The organism is Mesorhizobium sp. B264B1B, from assembly GCF_020165765.1.
Lineage (GTDB): Bacteria > Pseudomonadota > Alphaproteobacteria > Rhizobiales > Rhizobiaceae > Mesorhizobium.
Genome location: NZ_JAIUIS010000014.1, coordinates 38,143 through 52,130, shown reverse-complemented (window position 1 = coordinate 52,130; position 13,988 = coordinate 38,143). Strand labels below are relative to the sequence as shown.

Here is a 13,988-nt window from a genome sequence, read left to right as displayed (position 1 = left end):
CAATCATGCTTATGGCAAAAATTTGTGGCATGTGACCACATGTTAGTTAGCCAGATACTTGATGGCGCAGAATATGGCGACACTACAGCGGGCTCACACTTCAACGTCAGCAATAATTGCCGCCGCTCGGCATGGGTGGTGGCGGGCAAATTTTCATTGCGGTTGCGCCGAAACAGGTTTGTGCGTGCGATTGCCGGTTCTTTCCGGAAGGAACGACGATCGATGAAGGCACAGATTCAGGCCAACTATGAAGAGCGCCTCGGGCGCTATGCCGCGCTTGTCCATGGGAACAACCCACCGGGTCTGGTGATCAAGCTGGCAACGTATTCGTCCCTATTGAAACAATGCGAAGAGCACGGGGACAGGCTCTGGCGAATAGAACCACTACTTTACCAGATCATGCGCTCGATCGAAGTCGATCTCCATCTTGCCACTGCCAAGCTGCTTGAAAGTCCAAGGCGCAGCGACCGCAGCTTATTCAGGTTCCTCGAGTTTTGCCTCGACAACCAGATGCACATCGCCTGGAAATCGGGGACACCATCTCCAAGCCTGATCAAGGAACAGCTCAATGAGCTGGAAGCCCACAGGACGACGATTGCGATGATCATGGGCCGGCGGGACAAGTTCTTCGCGCATCTCGATAAGCGCTATTTCAGTGATCCGAATGCCATCTACGCCGACTACCCCTTGGACGAGTCCGCTGTAGTCGCTCTGGTGAATTGCGTGATCGGCATCATTTCATATCACCAACGAAACCTTGATGGTGCCATGGCCTTCCATGTCGGTGAGTTCTACCAGATCGCAGTCGAAAATATCGTGCGCAATCTCGAAGCTGGGCGAAAAGTGAATTTTCCGGGCCAGTTGGACTGAGAGCGATCGGCTCGACGCCAATGACGCCTGGGGCGGATTTCAAGAAGGCGCTCAAAATCATGACATTCGGAAAAGTACCGCACCTATCCGCGTATCTTTGACTACGAGGCAATGGCCAAAATTGCTTCGGAGGTGAACTCCTACCTGGTGGCCGACATCGCCCACATCAGCGGCCTCGTTGTCGCAGGAGTGCACCCCAATCCTGTAGGCCATTGCGATGTGGTCACCAGCACCTCTCACAAATCGATACGCGGTCCCCGCGGTGGCTTCATACTGTCAAGGAATGAAGACCGCTATCAGGCACTCTATCATTCCAAGAGCAAACACAATCTGGCCAAACGCATAGACCGTGCCGTGTTCCCTCTCCTGCAGGGCGGACCGCACATGAATACGATTGCAGCGCTAGCTGTCGCTCTGCACGAAGCAGGGAATCCGTCGTTCCGAGTGTACGGTCAGCAGATCGTCAACAACGCCAAGGCTCTGGCCCAGGCGCTTCTGGAGCGAGGTTATGAACTCGTCACGGGGGGCACTGACAATCACATGCTGATCCTTGATCTACGGGACCGGCCGCTGTCCGGGAAAGCCTATGCCGAGCGCTTGTCGCAAGCAGGTATCATCACGAATTTCAACATGGTGCCGGGCGACCGGCGGCATCCCGCGCTCACCAGCGGCATTCGGTTAGGCACGCCAGCAGTGACGGCCGACTTCTGCGCTGCGTTCGACGTACCTGGCATCTCCGACAGATAAGATGGCCGGATCAGCTGTCACATTTAATTCCAACGTTTGAAGCGAGGATATTCCATGACCAGACAATTCGTGTTCTCCTCCGAATCCGTCGGCGCGGGACATCCCGACAAGATGGCCGACAATATCTCAGATGGCGTCCTCGATGCGATTCTTCGCAAGGATCCTCAGGCTCGCGTTGCTTGTGAAGCGTTGGTGAAGTCAGGGATGGTCGTTCTGGCTGGCGAGATCACCAGCCACGCGCAGATCGACTACAGCCAAGTTGCCCGCGATATCATTTTGGACATTGGATATGACGACGATGCGATCGGCTTTGACGGGCCGTCGTTGCGCGGTGATCTTGGCCCTGACCGAGCAGTCGCCTGACATCAGCCAGGGGGTCGACGAGGGACGAGGGCAGGATCTCGAGCAGGGAGCGGGAGATCAGGGCCTCATGTTCGGGTACGCATGCAACGAGACCGAAACATTAATGCCTTTGCCAATCCAACTTGCTCACGATTTGACGAAAAAACAGGCAGAGGTGCGCCAAACTGGACGCCTTGGCTGGCTCCGCCCGGACGTTAAATCTCAGGTGTCCGTCCGCTATGAAGGTTTGCGACCGGTAGCGCTCGATACCATAGTCCTGTCGACGCAGCATGATGATGAGGTCTCACAGGCCACCGTCCGCGAAGGCGTCATTGAGGAGATCATAAGGCCGGTCTTGCCCCATGACCTGGATACGACGGGAATAAGGTTCCTGGTCAATCCAACCGGCCGGTTCGTGGTCGGCGGGCCGCGAGGCGATTGCGGGCTTACCGGCCGCAAGATCATCGTCGATTCCTACGGCGGCATGGGGCGTCACGGCGGCGGTGCCTTTTCGGGCAAGGACCCGTCCAAGGTTGATCGGTCGGCCGCCTATGCCGCGCGGTACGTCGCAAAAAACGTCGTTGCCAGCGGACTTGCGGAGGTGTGCGAGGTTCAGCTTGCTTACGCGATCGGTGTGGCCGCACCGGTCTCAGTCCTCATCAATACATTCGGAATCGCAAAGATTGATGAAAAACGGATCGAACGCGCCGTCCTTGAGCTTTTCGATCTCCGGCCGAAAGGCATCATCAAGGCGCTGGATCTCTTACGGCCGATTTACCGCAAGACCGCGACATACGGACACTTCGGCCGCGAAGAGCCGGAGTTCACCTGGGAAAAGACGGACAGAGCTGACGACCTGTCGCGTGAGGCAGGACCCGCAGCTGCTTGATGCGTCGGTATTGGATCCTTTCGGCAAAGGACGACCCATTCCACACTCGAAAGAAACACCCCGGGCCGGCGTGGCAAGAAGCCGGCTCGGGTTTTTGGCGGAGATTTTGATGCCGGATTATGACGTGCTTTGCATCGGCAATGCCATTGTCGACATCATTGCCCAGTGCGACGAGGAATTCCTGGAGACCAACGGCATCATCAAGGGCGCGATGAACCTCATCGACACCCACCGCGCCGAACTGCTCTACAGCCGCATGGGCCCGGCGATCGAAGCCTCCGGCGGCAGCGCCGGCAACACGGCGGCCGGCGTCGCCAGCTTTGGCGGCCGCGCCGCCTTCTTCGGCAAGGTCTCCAACGATGCGCTGGGCGAAATCTACGCGCACGACATCCATGCACAGGGCGTCGCCTTCGACACCACGCCGCTCAAGGGCGAGCCGCCGACGGCGCGGTCGATGATCTTCGTCACCCCTGACGGCGAGCGTTCGATGAACACCTATCTCGGCGCCTGCGTCGAGCTTGGGCCGGAGGATGTCGAGGCCGATAAGGCTTCTGGCGCCAAGGTCACCTATTTCGAAGGCTATCTGTGGGACCCGCCGCGCGCCAAGGAAGCGATCCGCCAGACGGCGAAGCTGGCGCACGCGGCAGGCCGCGAAGTGTCGATGACGCTGTCGGATTCGTTCTGCGTCGACCGCTACCGCGACGAATTCCTCGAGCTGATGCGTTCGGGCACGGTCGACATCGTCTTTGCCAACAGCCACGAGATCAAATCGCTCTACCAGACATCCTCGTTCGACGAGGCGCTGGCGCAGATCCGCAAGGATTGCCAGATCGCCGCCGTGACCCGCTCGGAAAAAGGCTCCGTGATCGTGCGCGGCGACGAGACGGTGGTGATCAAGGCGACCGCCATCAAGGAACTGGTCGACACGACGGGCGCCGGCGATCTCTATGCCGCCGGCTTCCTGCATGGCTACACGCAAGGCCGCGACCTGCAGACCTGCGGCGACCTTGGCTCACTGGCGGCCGGCTTGGTGATCCAGCAGATCGGCCCCAGGCCTCGGCAGAATCTGTGCCGCGAGGCTGAGCAGGCGGGGTTGTTGTAGGGGGCATATCGGCAAGGTGCTGCCGGGCATCTCCCCCTCAAGGGACCCTCAAGGGGGGAGATCGGCTGTACCTATGGAAACATTATCTCGGCTGGGCTGTCGAATGCTTCGGCCTCGCTTCTACCGGCGTGGAGGACGCGACCCAAATTCACAGCATATGTGCTACTCGGAGTTCAATGATCATCGATTCTATCGCTGAACTGGACGCGGACGTCATCTCGATCGAGACGTCGCGCTCCAAAATGGAACTGCTAGACGCCTTCACGAAGTCCTAATATCCGAACGAAATCGGTCCTGGCGTCTACGACATTCACTCACCACGTGTCCCAGAAGTCGGCGAGATTTTGCATCTCGCCCAACTTGCCCGCGAGCGACTGTCGGATAGCCAACTGTGGGTCAATCCGGACTGTGGTCTCAAAACAAGGAAATGGGAGGAGATCCGCCCTGCCCTCATCAACATGGTCGCTGCAGCAGGGGCGCTGCGGGAGAAGGCCCAGGCGCAGGCCGCTGGGTCCCTGTGACGGCAAATATGTGACCAGCGGGCTTCGCGGATAATTTGAGGCAGAAAGGACGCCATCGAGAAGCCGCGCGCAGGTCGGTAGACACGAGGGGGGCTCGGCATTGTCGTCCAGCCGAAGGCCCGCTGGACGACTGAGCGGCGGGGCTATCTGGGAAGCCGCTTCTGGTCAGAGGACGGATGATCTAGAGCACGAGGTGGGAGAAGGCGGCTTCGTCCATGAGCTTCTGGCTCTGACACAGCCAGCGGTCAGCAGACACTTCACCGAGGGGCACGTTTGCGGATGCCGCCTGTGCGTCCGCACTATTGAGATATCGCGGTGAGATCGACCATCGAGAGCATCGTGTAGAGTGATTGCGCCGCATGTGGCGGACATCGACAACATAGCCCGAGCCGCAAGCTACTCTCATTCCTCATCGTTTGAATTGAAACTTCGCTGCATCTGGCGCGGCGCTTGCTCGGTTTCCGCTGAGGTTCGCTGGAACTGGATCTTCACGCGCCGCTCGCGGTGGAGTGTTGCTTCGACACCATGGCAGCCTCGACATACCCATCGGTCCAGAAATCTCAGCTGTGCTCTCCGAACCCCACCTTTCCGTTGTGCGGCTACCAGAGGAGAGGCGAGAGTGGAATCAAACCAAGGTGTAAGGAGCATCTGATGTCGAACATGATGAAGGCGCTGGTGAAAGCCAAGGCCGAACCGGGCATCTGGATGGAAGAGGTGCCGGTGCCGGAGATCGGCCCCAACGACGTGCTGATCAAGATCAAAAAGACGGCGATCTGCGGCACAGACGTGCATATCTACAATTGGGACCAGTGGGCGCAAAAGACGGTGCCGGTGCCGATGGTTACCGGCCATGAATTCGTCGGCACCGTCGCCGATTTCGGCGCGGCGGTCACCGAATACAAGCTCGGCCAGCGCGTGTCGGGCGAAGGCCACACCGTCTGCGGTCATTGTCGCAACTGCCGTGCCGGGCGAGGGCATCTCTGCCGCAATACGCTCGGCGTCGGCGTCAACCGGCCGGGTGCCTTCGGCGAGTATCTGGCGATCCCGCAGCACAATGTCGTGCCGATCCCCGATGATGTGCCCTACGAGATCGCCGCGATCTTCGATCCGCTGGGCAATGCCGTTCACACCGCTTTGTCATTCGATCTGGTCGGCGAGGACGTGCTGGTCACCGGCGCCGGGCCGATCGGCATCATGGGCGCGCTCGTCGCCCAATGCGTCGGCGCGCGAAAAGTGGTCATCACCGACATCAATCCGGTGCGGCTGGCGCTTGCCAAAAAACTCGGCGTCCAGCATGTCGTGGATGCTTCGAAGGAAAAGCTGCGCGATGTCATGCCGGCACTCGGCATGACCGAGGGTTTTGATGTCGGCCTCGAAATGTCGGGCGCAGCCCCCGCCTTCCGCGACATGATCGACACCATGAACAATGGTGGCAAGATCGCCATTCTGGGCATCGCGCCGACCGGCTTCGAGATCGACTGGAACAAGGTCATCTTCAAGATGCTGCATCTCAAGGGCATCTACGGCCGCGAGATGTTCGAGACCTGGTACAAGATGATCGCGCTTGTGCAGGGCCCGCTGGATGTTTCCGGCCTGATCACCCACCGCATCGGAATCGACGATTTTCAGGCCGGCTTCGATGCGATGCGCAGCGGTAGTTCGGGCAAGGTGGTGATGGACTGGTGAGGCGATTGGCCGGCCTAATGCTGACGGACAGCGCCCTGGCCTGCCGAAGATCTCCAAGAGCGGGAGCATGGCTGGTGCAAAACCATGGCTCCTGCCATCAACGTGCGACGCTCAATCGCGCCGCGACCTATCACGGCCCAATCGGACGGCAGCGCCTGTGGCAATTCGCCAGATGGGTCAAGGAACGCTCACTGGCTCCGACGCGATCACCTGTTTCGCAATGCCTAGGATCGAGGTCGAGGTGTTGTGGGCGTTTCAGTTGGCAAGACGGGATTTGTGATCTCCGGTCGCTTTCCGGTCACCGAATGAAGGTAGGCACCGATCCGATCGATTTCGATTTGCGCTAGCTCTTGGCCAAGCTGGGTGGTGCCCATGATGGCGACCGCCTCGCTCAGGTCCCAGACCTTGTCCGAATGAAAGTATACCGCGGTGATTGCTACGTTGCGCAGCGATGGCACGCGGAAAACATAGGATCATCTGGTACATTGGTGACGGCAAATCGTCCCTTGTCGTTCTCCGGCAGGATGTCGGCGCCAGGCTACTCTACGAGGCCGAATGGATAATAGCCTTCCCCACCGGAATGGCAGGAGGAGCAGTCCTTTTCCATAAAAAGGGCCAAGCCCTGTTTCGCTTCGGGATCAATGGGGGTGTCATCGCCATTGAGGTAGGCGTCGAAGGGGGCCGGCGCGACCAGTGTCGCCTCGTAGGCTGCGAGTGCAATGGCCACGTTTTCGAGGGTGATGGGATCGGCTTGCTCCGGGAAAGCAGATTGGAACAACTCCACATATTGCGGCATCGATTTGAACGTCTCGACCACTCGATGCGGTGTGTTGGCCATTTCGACACCGGCCTGTATCGGCCCTTTGGCCTGAGCTTTCAGGTCTTCGGCGCGACCGTCCCAAAAATGTGATTTGTTGAAGACAGAGTTAAACACCGTCGGCGCGTCGCGCTGCCCCTTCTGCCAACCATGGCCAATCGAAGTTTCACGATTGTCGTCGCCCCGGTGGCCAGGTTGTGGCACGAAGTGCAGGAGAAAACGCCTGGGGACGAGAGGCGTGGATCGAAGTACAGCGCCTTGCCGAGGGCAACCTTCTCCGGTGTGCTTGGGTTGTTGGTGACTGCCAGTATGGATGGCAAGGGCTTGAAGATGGCCAGTGCCGTTTCCCTGAGGTCTGGCGGAAGGGACTGCTCAGCAAAGCTGTGGCCGCCACAAGCGCAACAGCCACCGCCAGGCAATAGAATTTTCATAGATAGAGTCCGACTATGTGCACGGAAACCATTCTCCACATGCGGCCTGCGAACGCCCTGCGCTAGATCCGTGGATCAAGGGAATGGTGCCTGTCGACCAAGATGATCGAGCGGCGAAAATAGTGACTGCGATTTATCCCCGACGGCCCCCGATACCAACAGTGGCGGGCGCGCAATCGCTATTTGTTCGCTGAGGGCTTGGTCGGTTCTGTTGCCTGTCGCCCCACGCTGGCGCAACGCCGACCTGTTTCGTACGCGCAAGGTCTTCCAGGTGCACGGCTCTTGGTGCTTACAATTTTTCTGCGTCGTCCTCTCGCAACTCAACCGACAAGATCGCGACTGAACGGCGGATACCGGGCGCTTATGGACGGCGATTTCCGAGGAGATCAGCGTCGCGACAGCTTGTAACTGGCGCTATAGACCTCGATGTTGGACGAGCACCGAACAATCCTGTCGCGAGATTTGTTGCGTTCGTCGGAAATCATCACTAGAAGGCCACGCTCCGCAGACCAATCCACTGGAGAGTTTCATGCCAGAAGAAGACTTCGAAAACGCCAACAACCTCATCGACCTTACCGCGGATGTTGTCTCAGCCTATGTTTCCAACAATCCCGTCCCGGTGGGGGAGTTGCCTGCCCTGATCGGCCAAGTGCACGAAGCTTTGAAACGCACGGCGGCCGGTCGCGTCTCCGCACAAGAGCCGACGGCGTTGACGCCGGCCGTCCCGATCAGAAAATCGGTGACGCCGGACTACATTATTTCCCTTGAGGACGGCAAGAAATTCAAATCGCTAAAGCGCCATCTGTCGACCCATTACGGGCTGACACCCGATGAATATCGCGCCAAATGGGGTCTGCCGGCGGACTATCCCATGGTCGCGCCGAACTATGCGGCTGCGCGCTCTGCCCTGGCCAAGACAATGGGACTTGGGCGCAAACCGAAAGAGCCTGAAGTCTCGGCGCCCGAGAAGCGGTCTAGAAAGAAGGTACCAGCGTGACTTCCTCAATCCAGACCCGTTGAGGGGCTGGCAGCTCGATCGGCATGATGCGAGCGAAACATAGAAAGGCGGGATCAAATCCCGCCTTTTCCTTGCAGGGCGTGATTACACGCGCGAAGCGGAATGGAATTGACATAGCGCAGGGACACAGGAGACCGCGGCGGTAAAAGGACCAACTTTTCAGCTTGGGACGGAAACTGTTGCAGACCTCTATCCTGAAAGAATATCGCGAGGCTCTCCTGCCTTGGTACACCATCTATCCGACTGTGCCGGAGTTCACCGCCACCGTCAGGCCCGAAAGCTATCAGGAATGGCTAAGAGGTCTGCCGGCTGACGATCCGGTGTCTCTCTATCTCCACATTCCGTTCTGCCGATCGATTTGCTGGTATTGCGGCTTCCCAACCACGATTGCCCGCAATCAGGGTCCGATCCTCGATTATCTGGCCGTTCTGCGTGACGAGATCCGTTTGGTCTGGCAGCAAGTGCAGCAGGGGCTCGTCGTGAACGACGTGCATTTCGGCGGTGGAACCCCGACCCTGATCGGAGCAGCGGAGTTCTTGGCCATGATCCAACTCCTGCGCCGCCGCTTCGCGTTCAGGGAGTCCGCGACAATCGCCGTCGAAATTGACCCGCGCACCTTCACGGCCGAGATTGCCGAAGCAATGGGAGCAGCCAATGTGAGCCGCGCGAGTCTCGGAGTGCAGAGCTTTGATCCGATTGTTCAAAAAGCGATAAACCGCGTCCAGAGCGAGGCGCAGACGGCCGCTGCCGTCGAAGAGCTGCGCCGGCATGGGGTAAGCGGCATCAACGTCGATCTCATTTTCGGTCTTCCGAATCAGACAGTAGAGTCCTGCGTCCAGACTGCGGCGGCAACTGTCGCCATGCGCCCCAACCGGCTTGCGGTGTTCGGCTACGCGCACATTCCATCGGTGATAAAGAATCAGCGCCTGATCGAGACGACTGCGCTGCCGGACAGCGTCGCCCGCGCCGAACAGGCTGCGGCCGTGGCCGAGACGCTGGTCGCCGCCGGCTACCAAGAGATCGGCCTCGACCATTTCGCCTTGCCGGACGACGAACTTACGCTGGCGCAGACCAGTGGTCGGCTACGGCGTAACTCGCTGGGTTACTCGGCCGACACCTGCAAAACCCTGATCGGTTTCGGCGCGTCGGCTATCGGGCGGGTCGGCGAGGGTTACGTCCAGAACGAGGTAACACGTGAGTCCTACAGCCGGCACATAGCAGCTGGCCGTTTGGCGACGTCAAAAGGCTACCGGCTCACAGACGACGACCGCGTGCGAGCCGTGATCATAGAGCGGCTGATGTGCGATTTGCGGGCCGATGTGCCGGCAATTTGTGCGGCCTTTGGATTCGATCCAACTCGCCTTCTCGATTCGGCTGCTGAACGCTTGGCGAAGCTGGCTGAGGATGGGATAGTGGACATTGAAAACGGTTTCATCCGGGTGCGGCAGGAGCATCGTTTCGTAGTTCGCGCTGTTGCTGCCGCATTCGATGCTTTTCTCGACCGGGTTGTTCCACAGCACAGCCAATCAGCGTGAGGTGCCAAAGCGATAAGCTCGTGCCGAACGGCAAGCTCCTAAAACCGCCGCAGGCCCCGGTCACGGCGCCCCCTGCGCGGATTGAAGTGTTTGACGGTCCCGAATGGACGAGCGTGTCGCCGATAACGCGACACAGTCATCGATGGTGACTTGTTTTGCGAGATGCCCGGCCGGTCGACGTCTTGTGCTTATGAATACTACTTTCGCAGGCAAGAAAACTGAGCGAAAACGACAAGATCGTCGGCGCGATGATCTCGTGGACGCGCGGCACGGTCGTGTCTTCTCATCAGTGATGAGGATCAACAGTTTTGGAGTTATGGGCAGAAACTACCCTAGCCTTAGCTAATAGCAACGTGGGAGGACCCGAGAATTCTAAAGCCATCAATATCCGCCAACGCAGCCAGCGCCGGGTGCGTCAAAACATGGCCAGCGACATCGATGACATATTTATGGGTGTCCAGCCGCTCGCATGTCGGACGCTCATAGACATTGAGAACGGCTAAATTATCCTTCGAGAACATGTTCAGGACACAACTGAGATTGCTCTGAAACGCGGAGGTGAAGTGTCGTCCGGTCAAATCCTGTCGGCGCAGGGGTCCTGCCCCCGAGCACCCACCACCGCTTAACGTTATGCAGCCCTTCTTCAATTCCTGTTCGCAATATCTGCAGATTGTACAGCTTGGCACCAAGCGCAGGACCAAATGCCGCTGTCGAGGGCGAGGCTTAGCGACTAAAGATGTCGCTCCCTTACGGCTCTCTCGCTCGACATTGGGCATGTTCTCGTCGAGCGACCCGGCCACCTCCTGCAAGGCTACGGCGTGGCCAAGCACCTTAGTGACTCATCGAGAAACTCGCATCCTTGCTGGCCATCAGGCTATAGCTCAAGACCTTCGGGTACTCGGCGATGACCCTGGGAGACCTCAAGCGCAGGACTTGGTCGAGGTAGAGAGTGGTTCCGACCAGAGAGGTCGTAGCTGGAACGCATGCAACGTCGACGCAGCCATTCTCATATGCTTCGAACAATCCGTCGTTGAACGGAACGAGTTCAACTTGGTCGCCAAAGAGGTCTAGCGAGGCTTGATGTGTCCAGGTCCCCTCAGGGCCAATGTACCCTACCCGCTTGATCGCGGAGGTGTCGACCGCTGGAGGCTGGCTGAATTGCTGGTTCATTTCCTCGGCACGCTCGATCGATAATGCGTCAGAGCCCTCATTCATGAAAATCACACGCACGGGTTCATGACCGAAAATATAGCATTGATCGGTGGAAGCGAGCGGACCCACAAGAAGCTCGCAGCTTGGTCTCGTTGTCCAGATTCGTTCTGATGCGCGCGGTCGCCGTCGGCATCTGCTACGTGAGAATCTACAGCAGAAAAAATAAGAGGGCTGGGACCCGCCCCTCCTCACTTGCAAACATCTTATTTCAGTAGAACTTGGCAGCTTCCCGCAAACCGCCGCCCGGTCAGCGGGAGATCCGTTTCTTGCCCGCTCCTATGGCGCGGTCAGTGGCACTTCTGCCCGGCTCTTGCCGGGCAGAGGCAGAAAAAGATCAGCCAGCTTTGCTGAGACTGCCTGCGGAGGACTTGCCGGTACGGCGGTCCTGTTCGACCTCGTAGTTGATCTTCTGGCCCTCATTAAGGGTCGAAAGGCCCGCTCGTTCGACAGCGGAAATGTGAACGAAAACGTCCTGACCTCCGTTGTCAGGCTGGATAAAACCGAATCCCTTGGTGCTGTTGAACCACTTCACCGTTCCAGTCGCCATAGTCGTATTCCTTTGTAACCATTCAATGTAGGCAGGCCATAGGCCAGGTCCGCTTCATATCTGAGATTTTAGGGGCAGCAAAAGCGAAAATAGCAAAAGCCCCGGTCAAATCGCAAATCGGCTCGCAAGCTCCATCATGACCGCCTCTCGCGGAAGCGTCTCCCCGCGCTGGCGTTCCGAATGGCAAAACAAGTCCTGCAACGCTCCGGTAAATTCCAGACCGCGTCTATCGCTGTTTGGAGTCGTGTTAGGGGACCAGCGATCGGCCGATGTGGGCAGGAGTACGCGGACGACCAGCAACTACAGGCGCGCGCTAACGCCACGATATTGGACATCTCCGAAGGGTAGCTCACCTAGCCACCTTTTTAAGCGGCGAGGGCTTCCCATTTCGGGCGGTGTAAGATGTCCGACAATGTCGGATACGTCACATAGCTGAGTCCGACAATCACATCGCCGAAACGGGGTTTTCTCATTTGGCACGGTTCGTGCGCAGTCATCGCAAACACGTCACGAGCCGAGGAGAGTCATCCAATGATCCCCAAAAAAATACCGTCTCACGTTTCCCAGATTAGCTCAAAGATGACGCTCGTGTCAGGCCTCGAAACATGTTGATGCCTCATCTGGCTCGGGGCTACCCACCGCTCCACTATCTCCCACTAAAGGGACGAGCACGCAGCACCCTCAACATAAGGGACAACTCACTTTGCCTCAAAACTTGCCCATCGGCCGGTCACCAAGAGACGCCGTCAGCAAACCTTCAGTCTGGCTCTTTTTGCGACCGCGCTGGCCTTCGTGAGCACCGCTCCGGTTCTGGCGGCTACCGATGACATCAAGGCGACGGCCAATCACGTCGCCGGCGAGTTTGACCGCGCGGTGGCCGAGATCGGTGGCTCGCACGACGCCTTCACCTCCTATGACTATACTGCCTACCACCCTGGCGCGCGCCGGTCAGATCAGCCAGCCAAGAGGTAACTAAGATGGACGTGCAAGAAACCAAGACAGCATGCCGGGACGCCTTCGCCGAACTGGCGTCGCCAGCGTGCATCCACGACCCGTATCCGTTTATGCGGTGGTAGCGCGAGCACGATCCGGTGCATCGCGCGGCCTCGGGCCTCTTTCTGTTGAGCCGCCACGCCGACATTTACTGGGCGCTCACGGCCACGGGCGATGCATTTCGGGGACCGGCGCCTGGCGAACTGGCGCGCTATTTCCCGCGTGCGGCGACCAGCCTGTCCCTCAATCTAATGGCGTCCACGATAGCGATGAAGGACCCACCGACGCATACGCGTCTGCGCCGGCTGATCTCTCGCGATTTCACCATGCGCCAGATCGACAACCTGCGGCCGAGCATCGCGCGCATCGTCGCAGCGCGCCTGGACGGCATGGCGCCCGCGCTGGAGCGCGGGGAGGCGGTGGATCTGCATCGGGAATTCGCGCTGGCCTTGCCCATGCTGGTCTTCGCCGAACTGTTCGGCCTGCCCCAGGACGACATGTTCGGGCTCGCCGCCGGCATCGGCGCCATTGTGGAAGGCCTGAGCCCGCACGCCAGCGATCCCCAGCTCGCCGCGGCGGACGCAGGCAGCGCCAGGGTGCAGGCCTACTTCGGCGACCTCATACAGCGCAAGCGCACCGATCCCCGCCATGACATCGTGTCGATGCTGGTCGGCGCACACGACGACGATGCCGACACGCTATCGGATGCAGAGTTGATCAGCATGCTGTGGGGCATGCTGCTGGGCGGCTTCACCACCACTGCTGCGGCCATCGACCACGCGGTCCTGGCGATGCTGGCTTATCCCGAACAGCGGCATTGGCTGCAGGGAGACGCCGTGGAGGTGAAGGCATTCGTCGAAGAAGTCCTGCGCCGCGACGCGCCCGTCCTGTTCAGCGCCACTCCGCGTATCGCCCAGCGCGACATCGAACTGGGCGGCGTGGTGATCCCGAAGAACGCGGACGTTCGCGTGCTGATCGCGGCCGGCAATCGCGACCCGGACGCCTTCGCCGATCCCGACCGCTTCGATGCCGTGCGGTTCTACGGCACCAATCCGGGCATGTCGACCGACGGGAAGATCATGCTCAGCTTCGGCCACGGCATCCACTTCTGCCCCGGTGCGCAACTGGCCCGGATGCAGTTGGCCGAGAGCCTGCCGCGGATCCAGGCGCGCTTCCCCACGCTGGCATTGGCCGAGCAGCCGACCCGGGAGCCCTCCGCGTTCCTTAGGACGTTCCTCGCGCTGCCGGTGCGGCTGAATGCGCAGGCAGGGGGCTGAG

Annotated in this window: 8 protein-coding genes and 5 pseudogenes; 9 read left to right on the top strand and 4 right to left on the bottom strand. The window is 59.3% G+C overall.

Going from position 1 to position 13,988, the window contains the following annotated elements; genetic code table 11:
- The first annotated feature begins 39 nt into the window (after positions 1–39).
- From LB547_RS24990 to tdh, 6 genes and pseudogenes are all read left to right on the top strand, one after another.
- On the top strand, positions 40–870 hold the full coding sequence (locus LB547_RS24990) for a hypothetical protein (protein WP_198327536.1): 831 nt from the start codon (positions 40–42) through the stop codon (positions 868–870).
- Positions 871–954: 84 nt separating this feature from the next.
- Positions 955–1,617: pseudogene (gene glyA / locus LB547_RS24985) on the top strand (serine hydroxymethyltransferase); the annotation flags it as partial.
- 54 nt (positions 1,618–1,671) lie between these two features.
- Positions 1,672–2,848: pseudogene (gene metK / locus LB547_RS24980) on the top strand (methionine adenosyltransferase).
- 109 nt (positions 2,849–2,957) lie between these two features.
- On the top strand, positions 2,958–3,950 hold the full coding sequence (locus tag LB547_RS24975) for an adenosine kinase (protein ID WP_086081358.1): 993 nt from the start codon (positions 2,958–2,960) through the stop codon (positions 3,948–3,950).
- A gap of 5 nt (positions 3,951–3,955) precedes the next feature.
- A pseudogene (locus tag LB547_RS24970) lies at positions 3,956–4,471 on the top strand (hypothetical protein).
- A 651-nt stretch (positions 4,472–5,122) separates the two neighbouring features.
- Complete coding sequence (gene tdh, locus LB547_RS24965) at positions 5,123–6,157, top strand: L-threonine 3-dehydrogenase (RefSeq protein ID WP_086081359.1); 1,035 nt, start codon at positions 5,123–5,125, stop codon at positions 6,155–6,157.
- Between the two features lie 538 nt (positions 6,158–6,695).
- On the opposite strand, the pseudogene LB547_RS24960 reads toward tdh, so the two are convergent.
- Positions 6,696–7,405 (bottom strand): annotated as a pseudogene (locus LB547_RS24960) (cytochrome-c peroxidase).
- Between the two features lie 529 nt (positions 7,406–7,934).
- Here LB547_RS24960 and LB547_RS24955 point away from each other — a divergent pair.
- Together LB547_RS24955 and hemN are read left to right on the top strand one after the other, a co-directional pair.
- Positions 7,935–8,402 carry a MucR family transcriptional regulator gene (locus LB547_RS24955; RefSeq protein WP_064994187.1) on the top strand — a complete coding sequence of 156 codons (468 nt, stop codon included), beginning with the start codon at positions 7,935–7,937 and terminating at the stop codon, positions 8,400–8,402.
- Between the two features lie 200 nt (positions 8,403–8,602).
- Complete coding sequence (gene hemN / locus LB547_RS24950; RefSeq protein ID WP_064994188.1) at positions 8,603–9,958, top strand: oxygen-independent coproporphyrinogen III oxidase; 1,356 nt, start codon at positions 8,603–8,605, stop codon at positions 9,956–9,958.
- Between the two features lie 831 nt (positions 9,959–10,789).
- Here hemN and LB547_RS24945 read toward each other — a convergent pair.
- From LB547_RS24945 to LB547_RS24935, 3 genes are all read right to left on the bottom strand, one after another.
- Entirely contained in the window at positions 10,790–11,239 is a 450-nt protein-coding gene (locus LB547_RS24945; RefSeq protein ID WP_140698304.1) for a prephenate dehydratase domain-containing protein, read from the bottom strand.
- 265 nt (positions 11,240–11,504) lie between these two features.
- Positions 11,505–11,717, bottom strand: a complete 213-nt coding sequence (locus LB547_RS24940; protein ID WP_008874821.1) for a cold-shock protein — start codon at positions 11,715–11,717, stop codon at positions 11,505–11,507.
- 708 nt (positions 11,718–12,425) lie between these two features.
- Positions 12,426–12,614 carry a hypothetical protein gene (locus tag LB547_RS24935; RefSeq protein ID WP_176479561.1) on the bottom strand — a complete coding sequence of 63 codons (189 nt, stop codon included), beginning with the start codon at positions 12,612–12,614 and terminating at the stop codon, positions 12,426–12,428.
- A gap of 80 nt (positions 12,615–12,694) precedes the next feature.
- Here LB547_RS24935 and LB547_RS24930 point away from each other — a divergent pair.
- Positions 12,695–13,987: pseudogene (locus LB547_RS24930) on the top strand (cytochrome P450).
- The last annotated feature ends 1 nt before the right edge of the window (position 13,988 follow it).

Bases quoted from the DNA above. Each gene is read 5' to 3' on its own strand.
- tdh (WP_086081359.1), top strand. From the start codon at position 5,123: ATGTCGAACATGATGAAGGCGCTGGTGAAAGCCAAGGCCGAACCGGGC.
- LB547_RS24940 (WP_008874821.1), bottom strand. From the start codon at position 11,717: ATGGCGACTGGAACGGTGAAGTGGTTCAACAGCACCAAGGGATTCGGT.
- LB547_RS24990 (WP_198327536.1), top strand. From the start codon at position 40: ATGTTAGTTAGCCAGATACTTGATGGCGCAGAATATGGCGACACTACA.
- LB547_RS24975 (WP_086081358.1), top strand. From the start codon at position 2,958: ATGCCGGATTATGACGTGCTTTGCATCGGCAATGCCATTGTCGACATC.
- LB547_RS24955 (WP_064994187.1), top strand. From the start codon at position 7,935: ATGCCAGAAGAAGACTTCGAAAACGCCAACAACCTCATCGACCTTACC.